The sequence below is a fragment of the Hoeflea sp. 108 genome (assembly GCF_000372965.1).
Lineage (GTDB): Bacteria > Pseudomonadota > Alphaproteobacteria > Rhizobiales > Rhizobiaceae > Aminobacter.
Map to the genome: position 1 here is coordinate 2,314,555 of NZ_KB890024.1, position 15,938 is coordinate 2,330,492.

Consider the following 15,938-nt stretch of genomic DNA (forward strand, 5'->3'; position numbering starts at 1 on the left):
GCTACTTGCCTGTTGAGGTTCCTTGGGAACCGTGACCGCCCGGCGTCATTTGAACAGGGAGCGGCAAACGCCGGTCCCGCTCGAATTCAATGCCAAGGGAGCATGTGATGCAGATGCAGAAGATCAGCCCGTTCCTGTGGTTCGACACCCAGGCTGAGGAGGCCGTGAATTTCTATACGTCGATCTTCAGGAACTCGAGGATTGGCTCGGTTACGCGCTACGGCGAGGCCGGGCCGGGGCCGGCAGGCAGCGTGATGGTGGCGCAATTCGAGCTGGAAGGACTTCGGTTCACCGCGCTCAACGGCGGTCCCATGTTCAAGTTCACCGAAGCGATATCGATGGTGGTCGACTGCAACAACCAGGCCGAGGTCGATCACTACTGGTATGCGCTGTCGGAGGGCGGTCAGCCGGGGCAGTGCGGTTGGCTGAAGGACAAGTTCGGCCTGTCGTGGCAGATCGTGCCCGAGGCGCTGCCGCGCCTGCTGAGCGACCCCGACGGGGCAAAGGCCGGCCGCGTCATGCAGGCGATGTTACAGATGACCAGGATTGAGGTGGCCAAGCTCGAGGCCGCCTCCGCCGGCTAGACCTCTGCGACAACAGCCAGTCTGATGGGCAGGTGCGGCGGCGCCTGCCCATTTTACTTTACAGGCGACAGGCTCCTCCCTATGGTCCGCGCCGATTCAATAGGCCTTTTGGGGCCGAAACCAGCAAGAAGAAGCAAGATATCATGCGCGCGGAAACGCAGAACGTTGTCGACGAAATCAAGCAGGCCATAAGCCTGCTGAGGAGGCATCTTTGACTGGGATCAGGCGGTAAAGCGGCTTGATTACCTGAACATGCGGTCAGAGGATCCAACCCTCTGGAACGACCCGCAGGAAGCGCAGAAGCTGATGCGCGAGCGCCAGTCGCTGGACGACGGCGTCAACGGCGTGAAGCGCCTTGAGCAGACGCTGTCCGACAATCTCGAACTCATCGAAATGGGCGAGGCCGAGGGCGACCAGAGCATCATCAGCGATGCCGAGGCCGGCATCAAGGCCATGGCCGCCGAGGTGCGCGAGCGCCAGATCGAGACCATGCTGTCTGGCGAGGCAGACTCCAACGACACCTATCTCGAAGTCCATGCCGGTGCCGGCGGTACCGAGAGCCAGGATTGGGCGAACATGCTGCTGCGCATGTACACCCGCTGGGCCGAACGCCGCGGATTCAAGGTCGAGGTGCTGGAAATGCACGATGGCGAAGAAGCCGGCATCAAGTCGGCGACGCTGCTGATCAAGGGCCACAACGCCTATGGCTGGCTGAAGACCGAATCCGGCGTGCATCGTCTGGTGCGCATTTCGCCCTACGATTCCAACGCCCGCCGGCACACGTCCTTCTCCAGCGCCTGGGTCTATCCCGTTGTAGACGACACGATCCAGATCGACATTCCGGAATCGGAAGTCCGCATCGACACCTATCGTTCGTCGGGCGCCGGCGGCCAGCACGTCAACACCACCGACTCGGCGGTGCGGATCACGCATATCCCGACCGGCATCGCCGTTGCCTGCCAGGCGGGCCGCTCGCAGCACCAGAACCGCGCCAAGGCGTGGGAAATGCTGCGCTCGCGCCTCTATGAGGTCGAGCTCGAGAAGCGCGAAGCTGCGGCCAACGCCGAGGCCGCGTCCAAGACCGACATCGGCTGGGGGCATCAGATTCGCTCCTACGTGCTGCAGCCCTACCAACTGGTCAAGGATCTGCGCACCGGCGTCGAGAGCACCAGCCCGTCCGACGTGCTGGACGGCGACCTCGACGAGTTCATGGAAGCCTCGCTCGCCAACCGCATCGAAGGCGGCGTAGGGCAGGCTGTGGCCGATATCGACTGACACGGCCGCAAACGCGGGCGTATGGCTCGCGAGCTTGGAAACATTGTTCGGCCCGGGCGCCTGCAAGCGCCCGGGCCGAAGCATTTTCTGGCAGGCGTAAGGCAGCGCCGGAACAATCTGCGCGAGAGCCCGTTAATCGTGTGGGTGCTGGCAATGCTTGGTCTCAGGGAGAGCGGAATGCTGTGCCCGGAACAATGCCTGCCGCGCCGAGTAGCGCCGACCTTTTCCATCCTTGTTCTGATCGCTTTCGGCATGCCACCAGCTGAAGGGCACGATGCGCCCAAGGGCTGGGCCTACCCCTTCGCCTGCTGCTCGGGCTACGATTGCCGTGAGGTGCCGAAAAAGGCGATCGGCGAAAGCCCGAAGGGCTACGTCATCGAAGGCACCGGTGAGGTCGTTCCATACAAGGATGTTCGCCTGCACGATTCGCCCGACGGTGAGTATCACTGGTGCTCGGTCGATGGCGCAGACAACACCCGCACCATCTGCCTCTTCGTGCCGCCGAAATCCTATTGAATGGGCACCGGCTTGCTGCATTCCTGCCACCAGCGTGTCAGCAGGCGCCTGCTATGAAGTGCTGTCGCCAGCAGGGCGGCTCAAGCAAGCGAAGAGAGTGCTCATGGTCATCAAGGCAAGCTGCCGCTGCAAGGCAACGACTTTCGAGGTGTTCTGCACCTGCTCCTTCTGCTCCAAGCGCGGCTCCTTGTGGGCCTACTACAGCCCGGCTCAGTTCAAGCTGACGAGCCCGGCGGAGAACGTCACCGTCTATGAATGGGGTTCGAAGACGGTCAAGCACGGCTTCTGCGCTGTCTGCGGCTGCGGCACCTTCACCGAAACGCCCGACTGGTCGACCGGCGAGCCGGATTTCGACAATCCCAAGATCAGCGTGAATTCGCGCCTGTTCGACGACTCTGACCTTGATCAGATCGAGGTTGTCGTCATCGACGGCAAGAACCTCTGGTAACAGGCAAAATTTCTCATGCTGGCGGCGCCGAGTTTGCTCGCTTGTTGCTGCTTCCGTTCCGCTTTTCGCCGTATTTCATGCTACAAGGCCGGGGAAGGGCTTTGCGCGAAGCGCCGTTGCGTTTCGCGGTACGGAGAGGGACATCCCAGAATGAAAAAGACAGTGATTCTCGCGCTGGCTGGCAGCATGTTTGTCGGTGCCTGCACGACCGACCCCTACACGGGTCAGCAGAAGGTTTCCAATGCCGCAGCAGGTGCCGGTATCGGCGCGCTTGCCGGTGCCGGGCTTGGTTTGCTGGCCGGCGGCAATGACCGTCGCAACGCGTTGATCGGTGCTGGCGTCGGCGCACTCGCCGGTGGCCTGGCTGGTGGTTACATGGACAGGCAGGAATCTGAACTCCGTGCCCAGCTTCAGGGGACCGGCGTCAGCGTTACCCGCGCCGGCGACCAGATCATCCTGAACATGCCGTCCAACATCACCTTCAACACCGACCAGGATGCGGTCAAGGCGGGCTTCTACCAGACGCTCAATTCCGTGGCGCTGGTGCTGAAGAAGTTCAACCAGACGACTGTCGACGTGTTCGGCCACACCGACTCGACCGGCGGCGACCAGCACAATTTCGACCTGTCGCAGCGCCGTGCGCTGTCGGTGGCGAACTACCTTGGCGCCCAGGGCGTCGATTCGCGCCGCTTTGCCGTCACCGGCTTCGGTGCGACCCGCCCGATTGCTTCGAATGCCACGGCCGAAGGCCGGGCTCAGAACCGTCGCGTCGAAATCCAGTTGTCGCCGCTCACCTGAGCGGCGATCACCGCAGGCAAAAAGAAAACGGCCCCGAAAGGGGCCGTTTTTCATTGAGGCAATTGCGAAGCGTCTGTCGTCAAACGTTGGTTGCAATCAGCATGAAGGCAGGCATGTCGTCGCCGAAACCGACGACCCGGTCGTCGTCGTCGTCGCGTTCACGCCCATGGCGGCGATTGCGATCGTCCCGCCGGTTCCTGTCTTCGTGGTCCGGACGGCCGCCCTTGCGCTCGGTATTGCCGTTGCGGATGGCATCCTTGCGGGCGCGGCGCTCGTCGATGTCGGAGACCACATTGGTGTCGGCCACCACTTCGACCGTAGCTGCTTCCTGGGCGAGCGGGGCGTCCTCACGACGAGGCTTGCGGTCGCGGGGGTGCCGCTCCTTGCCGCCGCGGCGCGACTGGCTGCGGCCGTGGCGCGTCGCCTCGTCGTCGCCCTCGCTGGCAACCACCGTCGACAGGTCGCCGTCGTGCCATTCGATCTTCTGGTTGATCAGCTTTTCGATGGCATCGACATATTTGGTGTCGGAGCGCGTCGCGATCGTGAACGACTTGCCCGACCGGCCAGCACGGCCGGTTCGGCCGATGCGGTGGACATAGTCCTCGGCGTGGATCGGCACATCGTAGTTGAAGACGTGGCTGACGTCGGGGATATCAAGGCCGCGTGCGGCAACATCCGAGGCGACGAGCAACTGCAGTTTGCCGTCGCGGAAGTTGGACAGCATGGTCATGCGCGCGCGCTGGTCCATGTCGCCATGCAGCGCGCCGGCATTGAAGTCATGCTTGACCAGCGAACGGAACAGCTCCGAGACATCGACCTTGCGGTTGCAGAAGATGATCGCGTTCTTGATCTCATCGCCTTCCGCCTTGATCAGGCGGCGCAGCGTCTCGCGCTTGTCCCAGGGCTTGGGGCCGGACTTGGCGAGCCGCTGGGTGACGGTCGATGCCGTTGACGATGCCTTGGCGACCTCGACGCGCACCGGCGCGTGCAGGAACTGCTCGGTCAGCTTGGTGATTTCGGGCGGCATCGTCGCCGAGAAGAACAGCGTCTGGCGCGTGAACGGGATCAGCTTGCAGATGCGCTCGATGTCGGGGATGAAACCCATGTCGAGCATGCGGTCGGCCTCATCGATGACGAGGATCTCGACACCGGTGAGCAGCAGCTTGCCGCGCTCGAAATGGTCGAGCATGCGGCCAGGCGTTGCGATCAGGACGTCGGCGCCGCGCTCAAGCTTCTTTTCCTGCTCGTCGAAGGAAACGCCGCCGATCAGGAGCGCGATGTTGAGGCGATGGTTCTTGCCGTATTTGACGAAGTTCTCTTCGACCTGTGCTGCAAGTTCGCGCGTCGGCTCGAGGATCAGCGTGCGCGGCATGCGGGCCCGGGCGCGGCCTTTTTCGAGACGCGTCAGCATCGGCAGCACGAAGGAGGCCGTCTTGCCGGTACCCGTCTGCGCGATGCCAAGCACATCCTTGCCCTGGAGCGCATGCGGAATGGCGCCGGCCTGGATCGGCGTAGGCTGCGTGTAGCCCGCGTCGGAGACTGCAGAAAGGACCTTCGGCGAAAGGCCGAGGTCTGCGAAGGTCAACGCTTCTGGAGCGGTCTGAGTGTCTTCGGACAAGTTTGTTGGCTGTCTTTGCTCGTTCAAGGGCGCGGCAGTTTCGCCACGACAGGCGCAAACCGCCTGTGAATGCCGCAACGCGATAGGCGTAAGTATGCGATTTGTCAACTCAAACTGGCACAATGACGGGCAGTTGCAGCCATCTACTTGTTGGCACTGCAGATATCTCAGTACCTGAACTGCTCTGCCAGGATGCGTTCGCTCCAGGAGTGGCCTGGATCGAACAGCAACGTGGCCGTGTGAACAGCGGACTCCTGCACCTTCACCGAGACGACCGACTTCACCTCGGTATGGTCGGCCACGGCATTCACTGGACGCTTCTTTTCCTCGAGAATGTCGAAGCGCACCACTGCCGTCTTGGGCAGCAGCGCACCGCGCCAGCGGCGCGGACGGAACGGGCTGACGGGGGTCAGGGCGAGAAGTGGTGCGTCCAGCGGCAGGATGGGGCCGTGCGCTGAGAGATTATAGGCAGTCGAGCCGGCCGGGGTTGCCACCATCACGCCGTCGCAGATCAACTCCTCGAGCCGCACCTTGTCGTCGACCGAGATGCGCAGCCGTGCGGCCTGGTAGGATTGGCGCAGCAACGACACTTCATTGATGGCGAGCGCCTGCGTCGCCACGCCGGTGTCGTCGATGGTTTCCATCTCCAATGGACGAATGGTCTCGGCGACTGCCACGGCAAGGCGCTCGGGCAGGGAGCGCTCATTGTATTCGTTCATGAGAAAGCCGACCGTGCCACGGTTCATGCCGTAGACGCGTTTGCCCGTGCTCATCGTCTCGCGCAGCGTCTGCAGCAGGAAACCGTCGCCGCCGAGCGCGACGATGATGTCGGCCTGGCCGACCGGCATCTGCCCGTATTTGCCGGCAAGCCGCTTTGCTGCGGCATCCGCCTCTGGCGTGCCTGACGATGCAAATGAAAATGTCAGCGACTTGGCGTCCATGTGCTTCCTGCCGGCGGTGCGAACGCCCATGTCGTCCGCCGGCAACGGGGTAGCACGCGGCCCGGAGGAAGCAAAGGGATCGCGAATACGCTTCGCCGCCAGTGGTTCAGCCCATGCCGGTGACGTGGCGCAGGTAAAAGGCAAGCACGATGAAGCCAGCGATCGTAGCTACACCAGTCCAGTCGATTCGCCGTTCCTTGATCGCATGAAACAGCTTGAACAGCACAAACCACGCCGCAATCACCACAAGCGCCAGGACGACAAACCTGATCATCAGCCATTCTCCTGAAGGGGCTGGAACCCCTTGGCCACCATGTAGTGATCGCAACGGTGGAGTTTTAGCCTTCTCGCTGCGAAGGCGTGGGGAACGACGCGCCTTCTCCCGGAAAATGCTTTACTGGGCCGCCAGATGTGCTAACCGGGGCGAATTGCCCTTGTAGCTCAGCTGGTAGAGCAGCGGTTTTGTAAACCGAAGGTCGCGGGTTCGATTCCTGCCGGGGGCACCATCTCTCAAACAACTCGAATTGCCGAAGCAGCCTGCCCGCCGGAAACGCTGCTGTCAGTTCGCCTCCCATAGGCTGGCAATATTGGCATCGGCGTCCAGCTGGCCGCTCAAGGCGAAATATTTGTAGAGCACCAGCAGCGACAGCAGCCTTTCCAGTCGCTTGTCGGCGAATTGCCTCACATGTGCGTTGGCGTTGCGGATGATCTCGCGCGCCTCGTCCTGGTGGCGTTCGTAGTGGACGATCTTGTCTTCCAGATCGGCGAAGTCGTCGCGCAACTGCACATAGTGGACGCCCGGCTGAAGCAGACCTTCCATGAACCAGGTCTCGAAGGTCGGCTTCGGCATCATGCAAAGCGAATTGCTGGCCATCACCCATTTGAGGTTGGTGGCAACGTCCACCCCCTCGATCGAGAGCAGGTAGCGGTAGCTCATCTGCTCGACGGGCGTGAGGAACCCCTTGCGTCCCGGATCGTCATTGGTGCCGCTGGTTCGGCCGACATCGCAAAGCGGGTGCGAATGAAAGCCGTCGACCAGGGCAATCCGCTTGGGGTTGTGTCCACCACCGCGCCATACAGCCTTCGGGATCTTGTCCTCGAACCGCGTCTTGTCGTGCAGGATCTGAAAATGGCGATACTTGTCGAGCTTCATCAGCACCGCATTGCTGTTGTCGCCGGAGATTGGCCGGCTCTTCACGACCGCAGGAACGTCCGGCACGACAGTGACGTCGCCGAAAATATGCATCACCTTGAAATGGCGCGGAAAATAGCGCGCGTGCTCCTTGAGGTCGTAATAGTAGCGGCTCTTGCGCATCGGGATGCGTCCGACAGCCGATGCAGTCTCCGGCACGACCTGCGGGCGCGATAGCTTGTTGTAGTGGTTCAGGCGCCGGGCGATATCTGCGATGTCGCGGCGCTCGATTTCGTTGAGCACGTTGGCCAGCTGCTTTCGGAAAAACAGCTGTGGGAGAGCGTCGCGGCCGATATTTTGGAAGTAGTAGTGCAGGCGCCGCGCCGCTCGCTCGATTTCCAACATGACCAGGACGCTTCTACGTTCAAATTGTTGTCGATGCAGCCGAGCGGAGAAGGGCCTCCGCCCACGCGCAAATCTGATTATTCCGCAGCTTCCGCCTTGTCGTTTGCGTCCTGGCAGATGTCGCACCACTCGGCATTGACGAGTTCGGCCATGCGTTCGACGCCGATCCTGACGGCCGCATTTGTCGCACCGGCCGCTGGTACCACCTCGTCATAGGCGCGCAGGGAGACGTCGCAGTAGACGGGAAGGGGCGTGGCCAGGCCGAATGGGCAAACGCCGCCGACCGGGTGCCCGGTAAGTTCGGCGACCTGCTCATGGTCGAGCATGCGCGGCTTGCCGCCAAAGGCGTCACGGCTCTTGCGATTGTCGATGCGGGCGTCGCCGCGCGCCACAACAAGAAGCACGCGCTCGCCGACGCGCAGACATATGGTCTTGGCGATCTGCGCCGGTTCTACCCCGTGCGCCTCGGCGGCCAGCGCCACCGTGGCTGAGCTGGCTTCCGTCTCGATGACGACTATCTCGGGGGCGTTTGCAGCGAAGAAGGCTTTGACGGACTGAAGGCTCATTGGCTTCCCGGGGGCGTTGGCGACGTTGCTAATGCGCCTGATGACTTCGGCGCTTGCCAGCGAACTGTCAAGTCGGCCGCCCATGCCCGCGATGGCCAGCCGATGTTTGGTGGCCCAGGCAAAAAGAATTTTGCCATTGCCGTGAACCTTTCGCGCTGCCGCCGCGACTGACAGTCATGAGGCGGATGGATCGCCTCCCAGATGGCAACAGGAGAGCACCATGTCTTTCAAGAGCAAGCTGATTTCGGGTCTGGTCGCAGCCACAGTCGTGACCGTCGGCCTCGTCGCTACAGTCCAGCAGTCGTCCGCCAGTGGCCTCACCAGGGCCGAGGCTGCTGCCCTTGCCGGCGCAGGTGGCTTCATCGCCGGCGCCATCATCGCCGGAGGCACCCGTCCGGCGCCCGCCTACGAAGTCTACGACGCCTACTATCCCGCGGATCCCTACGACGCGCATGTCCAGCGCTGCTTTGCCCGCTACCGCAGCTACGATCCGCGCACCGATACCTATGTTGGCTTCGATGGCCGGCTGCGCTACTGCCGCCTGTAGCAGGTAACCGTCCGACGCTGGCCAGGCCGGGGAGGCTGCTTGCCTCCCCGGCCACTCTATTTGTGGCCGTCGGCGGAGCCGCCGATCATGCGGGTCAGTTCGGCCGCAGCCGAGCGCACCAGCGGCCCGATCTGCAGAACCTTTTCCGGGGTCACGCGCACAGTCGGTCCGGAAACCGAAACGCCACCGATGGGTTCGCCGAATTCGTTGAACACAGCTGCCGCCACACAACGCATGCCGGGATAGCGCTCCTCGTCGTCGACCGACCAGCCGCGCTCGCGGATATGTTCGAGGTCGCGGGCAAGCGACGCCGGCTCCGACAACGTCCGCTCGGTATAGGCATCGAGCCCGGCCTTTCGCACAATGGCGTTCACCCGGTCGCGGTCGAGATGGGCGAGTACGGCCTTGCCGATGCCCGAGGCATGGAACGGGCTTTTGGTGCCCGGCCGGAAAAAGGCGCGGATCGCCTGATGCGTTTCCACCTGGCTGACGAACACCACGCAATCGTCCTCGGCGACACCGAGATTGGCTGTCTCGCCAGTCTTCTCCATCAGTTCCTGCATGACCGCGCGGGCACGGTCGACCAGTTTGCGTCGGCGCAGGAAGGCCGATCCCATGCGGTAGGTCTCGACGCCGATCGACCAAAGCTGCGCATCGCTGTCGAACTCGACCATGCCGTGGTTCTGCAGCGTCGTCAGCATACGGTAAGCGGTCGACGCCGCGAGCTCCGAGGCTGCCGCGATCTCACTCAGCGAAAGTCCGTCGCCATGCGCGACGATGGCGAGGATGCGCAGCGCCCTGTCGAGCGACTGCACCGAACCTGCATCAGGGGCGGGCTGGAAGGCGCGCGGCCTGCCGCGCTGGCGCTTTTCGGTCGTTGCCATGGTTTTCCCATTCGTCGTTCGTAAAAAACTTTTTCATCCAAATTTGGAAGACACGCAACGAAAAATGAAAAGCCTCGTAAAATCAACGAGAAATGATGTTTTTCAAAAAATGAAAAAGTATTCTGAAAAAATTGCAAAATAGGCAATGCGGTGACACCATCCAGTCACGTTCAAACATGACGACCGATGGAGGTGTACGAAATGGCCAGGATGCGCGCAGTCGATGCTGCAGTCCTCGTTCTCGAGAAGGAAGGCATTTCCTGTGCCTTCGGTGTGCCGGGTGCGGCGATCAACCCGCTCTATTCGGCGTTGAAGGCGCGCGGCAGCATCCGCCACGTTCTCGCACGTCACGTCGAGGGCGCGTCGCATATGGCTGAAGGCTATACCCGCACCAAGGCCGGCAACATCGGCCTGTGCATCGGTACGTCCGGCCCGGCCGGCACCGACATGATCACCGGTCTCTATTCGGCCTCCGCCGACTCCATTCCGATCCTCTGCATCACCGGCCAGGCGCCGCGTGCCCGTCTGAACAAGGAGGACTTCCAGGCTGTCGACATCGCGGCGATCGCTGCCCCCGTCACCAAGTGGGCGGTGACGGTCATGGAGCCGTATCTGGTCCCGATGGCGCTGCAGAAGGCCTTCTATTTGATGCGTTCGGGGCGTCCGGGCCCGGTTCTGGTCGATCTGCCTGTCGACGTTCAGCTGGCCGAAATCGAGTTCGATATCGATGCTTATGAGCCGCTCGCAATCCATAAGCCGGCGATGACGCGTGCGCAGGCCGAAAAGGCGCTGTCGATGCTCAACGAGGCGGAGAAGCCGCTGATCGTTGCCGGCGGCGGCATCATCAACGCAGACGCATCCGATCTGCTCATCGAGTTTGCCGAAATCACCGGCGTTCCTGTTATCCCGACGTTGATGGGCTGGGGCTCGATTCCCGATGACCATCGCCTGATGGCCGGCATGTGTGGCCTGCAAACCTCGCATCGCTATGGCAATGCGACGATGCTGGCCTCGGACTTCGTTCTGGGCATCGGCAATCGTTGGGCCAACCGCCACACCGGTTCGGTCGACAAATACACGGCCGGCCGCAAGTTCATCCACATCGACATCGAGCCGACCCAGATCGGCCGTGTCTTTGCGCCCGACCTGGGCGTGACCTCGGATGCCGGTGCTGCCTTGAAGATCCTGCTCGACGTCGCCACCGAGTGGAAGACATCAGGCAAGCTGCGCGACTGGTCCGGCTGGGCCAAGCAGTGCCAGGACCGCAAGAAGACCATGAAGCGCAAGACGCATTTCGAGCAGGTGCCGCTCAAGCCGCAGCGCGTCTACGAGGAGATGAACAAGGCCTTCGGTCGCGACACCACCTATGTCACCACCATTGGCCTGTCGCAGATTGCCGGCGCGCAGTTCCTGCATGTCTACAAGCCGCGCAACTGGATCAACTGCGGCCAGGCTGGCCCGCTCGGCTGGACGTTGCCGGCGGCGCTTGGTGTCCGTGCCGCCGATCCGGACCGCGATATCGTGGCGCTGTCGGGCGACTACGACTTCCAGTTCATGATCGAGGAACTGGCCGTCGGCGCCCAGCACAAGCTGCCCTACATCCATGTCGTCGTGAACAACGCCTATCTCGGCCTCATCCGCCAGGCGCAGCGCGGTTTCAGCATGGATTTCGAGGTCAGCCTGTCGTTCGAAAATATCAACCGCTCCGGCGACCCCGAGGCAGGCTATGGTGTCGACCACGTCGCGGTTGCCGAGGCCATGGGCTGCAAGGCGGTCCGCGTGCGCAAGCCGGAGGAGTTTGCCGCGGCCTTCAAGCAGGCCAAGCAGCTCATGAAGGAGCACCAGGTGCCCGTCGTCCTCGAGTTCATCCTCGAACGCGTCACCAACATCTCCATGGGCGTCGAGATCGACAATGTCGTCGAGTTCGAAGAGCTTGCCGAGAGCAACGAAGACGCTCCCACCGCGATCATGCTGCTCGACTGATTTTTGAGGAAACAACAATGCCCAAGTTTTCAGCCAATCTGTCGATGCTCTTTGGCGAGCACGACTTCCTCGATCGCTTCGATGCAGCGGCGCGTGCCGGCTTTGCGGCGGTCGAATACATCGCGCCTTACGATCATGCGCCTGACGTGATTGCCGCACGTCTCAAGAAGAACGGCCTGACCCAGGCGCTGTTCAACCTGCCGCCCGGCGACTGGGCGGCAGGCGAGCGCGGCATTGCCGTGCTGCCCGACCGGATCCACGAATTCCGCCAGGGTGTCGACAAGGCAATCGCTTATGCGCAGGCTCTTGGCTGCACGCAGGTGAACTGCCTTGCCGGCATCGCCCCTCAGGGCGTGGATCGCGATGCCGTCGAAAACGTCTTCGTCGAGAATCTTCGTTTTGCTGCCGAGAAGCTCAAGGCTGCAGGCATCCGCCTGCTGATCGAGCCGATCAACGTAAGGGACATTCCCGGCTTCTTCCTGACCAACACGAAGCAGGCGCTGGCGCTGATCGACAAGGTCGGTTCGGACAATCTCTACCTGCAATACGACATCTACCACATGCAGATCATGGAGGGGGATCTCGCCCGCACGATCGAGGCCAACCTCTCGCGCATCGCCCATGTGCAGTTGGCCGACAATCCCGGTCGCCACGAGCCGGGCACAGGCGAGATCAACTACCCGTTCCTCTACGAGCACCTCGACCGCATCGGCTACGCCGGCTGGGTCGGCGCCGAATACAAGCCCAAGGCCGGCACGGTCGAAGGACTGGGATGGTTCTCCGGCTTTGCCCGCAAGGGCAGTGCGGCCGCCTGACCAGCATTTGAAGGACAAAGAAAATGGAAAAGATCGGATTTGTCGGCCTTGGCATCATGGGCGCCCCGATGGCGGGGCATCTGTTGGATGCGGGCTTTGAAGTCTATGCCAGCGACCATCGCGGCGCGCTGCCGGACGCGCTCGTCGCCAAGGGCCTGAAGAAGGTCACAGGTCACCGCGCGCTTGCCGAAGCCTCGGACATCGTCATCACCATGGTGCCCGACACACCGCAGGTGGCCGATGTTCTGTTCGGCGAAAACAGCATTGCGTCAGGCCTCTCCAAGGGCAAGCTCGTCATCGACATGAGCTCGATCTCGCCGATCGAGACCAAGGAGTTTGCCAAGAAGATCAACGAACTCGGCTGCGACTATCTCGATGCGCCGGTTTCGGGCGGCGAGGTCGGCGCCAAGGCGGCGTCGCTCACCATCATGGTCGGCGGCACCGACAAGGCGTTCGAGCGCGCCCGCCCGGTATTCGAAAAGATGGGCAAGAACATCACGCTGGTTGGACCCAACGGCGTCGGCCAGACCACCAAGGTCGCCAACCAGATCGTCGTCGCGCTGACCATCGAGGCCGTTGCCGAAGCGCTTGTGTTCGCCTCCAAGGCAGGCGCCGACCCGGCCAAGGTGCGTCAGGCGCTGATGGGCGGACTTGCCGCCTCGCGTATTCTCGAGGTGCATGGCGAGCGCATGGTCAAGCGCACCTTTGCGCCCGGCTTCCGCATCGAGTTGCATCAGAAGGACCTCAACCTCGCACTGCAGGGCGCCAAGGCGCTCGGCGTCTCGCTGCCCAACACGTCGATGACGCAGGAGCTGTTCAACTCCTGCGCGGCCAATGGCGGGGCAAAGGAAGATCACTCGGCGCTGGTGCGGGCGCTGGAGCGCATGGCCAATTTCGAGGTCGGCTCGGGCGACGCAGCCAACAGCGAAGCAGCATAGGCAGGGAAGGGCGCGGCGGAAGTTCCCAACGCCGCATCTTTTTCATCACTGTCGATGAACGGGTCCCTGCGCGTCGCAGCGGGCCCGTTCAGCGTTGCGGCTTCGTGGCGCTATTTCTTGCCGAGCATTTTCCAGCTCGCCCCGGCATCGCCGGAAACGACGATGGCGCGGGTGCAGGTGACAGCCACCATGCGCAGCGGCTTCTGCTGGTCTATCGCCAGATGCAGGATGTAGCCGGCAGGATCGGGGCCGTCGGCTACTTTCTCGAATGTCGGCGACGATTCGTTTGCCTTGAGCAGCCCGCGACCCGGCACATAGGCGAGGATCGTGCCGTCGGCAGCCAGGTCGATTGTCGTGACCGGCACATCTGCCATCAGCGGCTGCCAGCTCTTTGCGGCATCGCGGCTCACCAGCAGACCTTCTTCTGTCGCGGCATAGACCGTATCGGGGTTTGCAGGCGACACGGCGAGGTCGATCAGCTTGGCCGGGCCGTCGCCGGCGACTGCCCAGCTCTTACCGCCGTCGCGGCTGGTCTGGATCGCTCCATACGAGCCATAGAGCACGTCGGGATTGGACGGGCTGACCGCCAGCTGGTGAAAATCGACCGGCCCATCGACGCCGGTCGCGATCTGCTCCCAGCTCTTTCCCGAATCGGTGGACTTGATGAAGCCGAGATTGCCGCCAGCCTGCGGATGGCCGCTGGCGAACATGATCGTCGCGTCAGAGGGATGCGGCACAAAGCCCATGAAGTCGTCGCGGCTGTCGGAAACCGGCGTCACCGTGCCGTCGGGTGCAGCCTTCATCAGTCCGTGGTGGGTGGCGACCAGGACATTAGGCGGGGCGGCGCGGTCAAAGGCCAGCCCATGAATATGCGTCTTGCCGGCGAGATCCGCGATGCTGATTCCCTGCGCGGATGCGGGTGTGGCCGAGCCGAGCGCGAGGACGGCTGACAGGACAGCAAAAACTCTGGGGCGGCAGACCATGGCGAAACTCCGTTGCGCCATGGAAATTACGGCTTCCGCCAGGTGGAAGGTCAAGCCTACCCGGTGAGTGAAGATGCCGCGGCTTACCGCAGCCAAAGGCGCGCCGCATAGAGCGACACGGCAGCCGCATTGGACACATTCAGCGAACGGATCGCCCCCGGCATGTCGAGGCGCGCCAGCGACGTCACGGTCTCGCGCGTCTTCTGCCGCAGGCCCTTGCCTTCCGCGCCCAGAACCAACGCCACCTTCTTTGCGGAGAAGGTCTTTTCCAGTTCCGCCGGGCCGTCCGAATCGAGGCCGATGGTCTGGAAGCCCGCCTCGTGCAGCTGGCCAAGCGCGTCGGCAAGGTTGCGCACTTCGATCAGGTCGATGTGCTCGAGTGCACCCGAAGCCGACTTGGCGAGCACGCCGGTCTCATGCGGACTGTGACGTTGCGTGGTGATCAATGCGCCAGCGCCGAAAGCCACAGCCGAGCGCATGATGGCGCCGACATTATGCGGGTCTGTGACCTGGTCAAGCACCAGCACGAGCGGCGAATCGCCGAGTGCCGACAGTGCCTTGGGCTTCAGCGGTTCTGCCTCGATCAACACGCCCTGATGGACGGCTTCCGAGCCGGTGATCTTGTCGATGTCCCTGGGTTCGACCATTTCCGCCGCAAAGGGCAGGGCGCCGATGTCGGATATTTCGAGCCGTTCGGCGGCGTTGCGAGTCACCAGCATCCTGCTGATCTTGCGGCGCGGATTGTCGAGCGCTGCGCGCACCGTGTGCAGGCCGTAGAGGCGCACGAGGCCGTCAGCTGCAAGTTCGCCCGGAGGGACCGGCCGCTTGGGCCTGAATTCGGGGGCGCCGCCAGCCTTCTGGTCGCGAAAAGTGCGACGCAGCTTGGCGTAATGGGTGTCCTTGGGCGTGCCGGGCTTTTTTGTATCGTTCATGGTCTCGCTATAGCCGCCGCGCTGCGCTTTGGATACGGCCGGTTAGTCGGCGCTGTGAATATTCCGCATGAAAACGCACGCTGTCCGGTTGACAGGCCAAATCCTTGTCGCCATAAGCCCACGCAGATTTCGGGGCAGGGCGCTTCGCTAGGAACCGGGATCTGGAATGCCTCGTCGCATGGCTCCGGCAGCAGTTGGAGGAGTGCCCGAGTGGTTAAAGGGGACGGACTGTAAATCCGTTAGCTCAGCTTACGTTGGTTCGAATCCAACCTCCTCCACCACTGCCGGCCGCGAGCCACAGAGTGCATGGCCCCGAAAGCTCATCTTTCGGAAAAGTCCATGCGCCGAAGCGAGGTGGATACCAGAGCGTCCTTCGCTCCTGAACAGGCGCGTGGCGCTCGGGATGCGGGTATAGCTCAATGGTAGAGCAGCAGCCTTCCAAGCTGAATACGCGGGTTCGATTCCCGCTACCCGCTCCAGGCGTTCGCCAGGCGCGGGATGCCTTTCAATTACACTTGCTTGTCCCTATATGTGCAACCTGCACTGAAAGAGCGACGTCGCTTTTTGGCCCAG

The 15,938-nt window shown here is 62.5% G+C and carries 17 protein-coding genes and 3 tRNA genes; 12 read left to right on the forward strand and 8 right to left on the reverse strand.

The genetic code is table 11. The features are described from left to right. Positions 1–113 precede the first annotated feature (113 nt). From B015_RS0111315 to B015_RS0111335, 5 genes are all read left to right on the forward strand, one after another. The gene (locus B015_RS0111315; protein ID WP_026227161.1) at positions 114–584 is read left to right on the forward strand and encodes a VOC family protein; all 471 of its coding nucleotides are present in this window, start codon (positions 114–116) and stop codon (positions 582–584) included. Positions 585–727: 143 nt separating this feature from the next. After that, positions 728–1,859, forward strand: a protein-coding gene (gene prfB / locus B015_RS0111320) for a peptide chain release factor 2 (RefSeq protein ID WP_157632713.1) whose coding sequence is annotated in 2 segments (ribosomal slippage) — positions 728–793 and positions 795–1,859 — 1,131 coding nt in all. Because the reading frame shifts where the segments join, the coding sequence is not laid out codon by codon here. Positions 1,860–2,111: 252 nt separating this feature from the next. After that, positions 2,112–2,375, forward strand: a complete 264-nt coding sequence (locus B015_RS0111325) for a hypothetical protein (RefSeq protein ID WP_051091963.1) — start codon at positions 2,112–2,114, stop codon at positions 2,373–2,375. 103 nt (positions 2,376–2,478) lie between these two features. Then, positions 2,479–2,823, forward strand: a complete 345-nt coding sequence (locus B015_RS0111330) for a GFA family protein (protein ID WP_018427812.1) — start codon at positions 2,479–2,481, stop codon at positions 2,821–2,823. A gap of 150 nt (positions 2,824–2,973) precedes the next feature. Next, positions 2,974–3,621, forward strand: coding sequence for an OmpA family protein (locus B015_RS0111335; protein ID WP_018427813.1), 648 nt, complete (start codon positions 2,974–2,976; stop codon positions 3,619–3,621). Between the two features lie 79 nt (positions 3,622–3,700). Here the strand turns inward: B015_RS0111335 and B015_RS0111340 are convergent, their stop codons facing one another. The 3 genes from B015_RS0111340 to B015_RS33540 form a co-directional block, all read right to left on the reverse strand. Beyond that, positions 3,701–5,239, reverse strand: coding sequence for a DEAD/DEAH box helicase (locus B015_RS0111340; protein ID WP_040456156.1), 1,539 nt, complete (start codon positions 5,237–5,239; stop codon positions 3,701–3,703). A 167-nt stretch (positions 5,240–5,406) separates the two neighbouring features. After that, positions 5,407–6,210, reverse strand: coding sequence for an NAD kinase (locus B015_RS0111345; RefSeq protein WP_245262157.1), 804 nt, complete (start codon positions 6,208–6,210; stop codon positions 5,407–5,409). 76 nt (positions 6,211–6,286) lie between these two features. Then, entirely contained in the window at positions 6,287–6,454 is a 168-nt protein-coding gene (locus tag B015_RS33540) for a hypothetical protein (RefSeq protein WP_018427816.1), read from the reverse strand. 156 nt (positions 6,455–6,610) lie between these two features. On the opposite strand from B015_RS33540, the gene B015_RS0111355 reads away from it, so the two are divergent. Continuing rightward, a tRNA-Thr gene (locus tag B015_RS0111355) sits at positions 6,611–6,686 on the forward strand. A 53-nt stretch (positions 6,687–6,739) separates the two neighbouring features. On the opposite strand, the gene B015_RS0111360 is transcribed toward B015_RS0111355, so the two are convergent. Continuing rightward, positions 6,740–7,717: a glycosyl transferase family 90 gene (locus B015_RS0111360; RefSeq protein WP_018427817.1), complete on the reverse strand. Its 978-nt coding sequence runs from the start codon at positions 7,715–7,717 to the stop codon at positions 6,740–6,742. A 77-nt stretch (positions 7,718–7,794) separates the two neighbouring features. After that, positions 7,795–8,283, reverse strand: coding sequence for a YbaK/EbsC family protein (locus B015_RS0111365; protein WP_026227166.1), 489 nt, complete (start codon positions 8,281–8,283; stop codon positions 7,795–7,797). Between the two features lie 220 nt (positions 8,284–8,503). Between B015_RS0111365 and B015_RS0111370 the strand changes: the two genes are divergently transcribed. Continuing rightward, positions 8,504–8,830: a BA14K family protein gene (locus B015_RS0111370; protein WP_018427819.1), complete on the forward strand. Its 327-nt coding sequence runs from the start codon at positions 8,504–8,506 to the stop codon at positions 8,828–8,830. 56 nt (positions 8,831–8,886) lie between these two features. On the opposite strand, the gene bhcR is transcribed toward B015_RS0111370, so the two are convergent. Next, on the reverse strand, positions 8,887–9,714 hold the full coding sequence (gene bhcR / locus B015_RS0111375; RefSeq protein ID WP_018427820.1) for an HTH-type transcriptional regulator BhcR: 828 nt from the start codon (positions 9,712–9,714) through the stop codon (positions 8,887–8,889). 201 nt (positions 9,715–9,915) lie between these two features. On the opposite strand from bhcR, the gene gcl reads away from it, so the two are divergent. Genes gcl through B015_RS0111390 form a run of 3 tightly spaced genes read left to right on the forward strand, consistent with a single transcriptional unit; the run spans position 9,916 to position 13,450 of the window. Continuing rightward, entirely contained in the window at positions 9,916–11,697 is a 1,782-nt protein-coding gene (gene gcl / locus B015_RS0111380) for a glyoxylate carboligase (RefSeq protein WP_026227167.1), read from the forward strand. Positions 11,698–11,714: 17 nt separating this feature from the next. Continuing rightward, the gene (gene hyi, locus B015_RS0111385; RefSeq protein WP_018427822.1) at positions 11,715–12,512 is read left to right on the forward strand and encodes a hydroxypyruvate isomerase; all 798 of its coding nucleotides are present in this window, start codon (positions 11,715–11,717) and stop codon (positions 12,510–12,512) included. 23 nt (positions 12,513–12,535) lie between these two features. Then, complete coding sequence (locus B015_RS0111390) at positions 12,536–13,450, forward strand: 2-hydroxy-3-oxopropionate reductase (protein WP_018427823.1); 915 nt, start codon at positions 12,536–12,538, stop codon at positions 13,448–13,450. A 110-nt stretch (positions 13,451–13,560) separates the two neighbouring features. Here the strand turns inward: B015_RS0111390 and B015_RS30760 are convergent, their stop codons facing one another. Next, positions 13,561–14,454, reverse strand: a complete 894-nt coding sequence (locus B015_RS30760) for a F510_1955 family glycosylhydrolase (protein WP_157632714.1) — start codon at positions 14,452–14,454, stop codon at positions 13,561–13,563. Between the two features lie 62 nt (positions 14,455–14,516). Continuing rightward, positions 14,517–15,365: a 23S rRNA (guanosine(2251)-2'-O)-methyltransferase RlmB gene (rlmB, locus tag B015_RS0111400; protein WP_018427825.1), complete on the reverse strand. Its 849-nt coding sequence runs from the start codon at positions 15,363–15,365 to the stop codon at positions 14,517–14,519. Positions 15,366–15,561: 196 nt separating this feature from the next. On the opposite strand from rlmB, the gene B015_RS0111405 reads away from it, so the two are divergent. Further along, positions 15,562–15,646, forward strand: a tRNA-Tyr gene (locus B015_RS0111405). A gap of 124 nt (positions 15,647–15,770) precedes the next feature. Next, a tRNA-Gly gene (locus tag B015_RS0111410) sits at positions 15,771–15,844 on the forward strand. Positions 15,845–15,938: the final 94 nt, after the last annotated feature.